This is a genomic window from Streptococcus bovismuti (assembly GCF_042436615.2).
Taxonomy (GTDB): domain Bacteria; phylum Bacillota; class Bacilli; order Lactobacillales; family Streptococcaceae; genus Streptococcus.
Window position 1 is genome coordinate 1 of the sequence record NZ_JBHMFR020000014.1, and the last position, 233, is coordinate 233.

At 42.5% G+C, this 233-nt stretch carries 1 protein-coding gene; it reads left to right on the forward strand.

Annotation, left to right across the window (positions count from 1 at the left end; all coding sequences use genetic code 11):
* Positions 1-233, forward strand: a 233-nt coding sequence (locus ACERDH_RS09690; RefSeq protein ID WP_415741920.1) for a mucin-binding protein, incomplete at both ends; no start/stop codon positions are given.

A 233-nucleotide genomic window follows, 5' to 3' on the forward strand; every position in this document is an offset into this window, starting at 1 on the left:
CAAATTTTCTTCCAAGACTGGACAACTAATGATGATACGTTTGATAAAGTGGTATCACCAACCATCGCAGGTTACACAGCGGATAAATCAGAAATCCCAGCTGTAAGTGGAGTTCAAGCGAAAGACCAAGACCGTGTTGAAACAGTCACTTATCGTAAGGATGCTCAAAAAGCTGTTATCCGTTATGTAAGCACTAACGGTAACCGCGTTCTCACAACAGATGAAGTGACAGG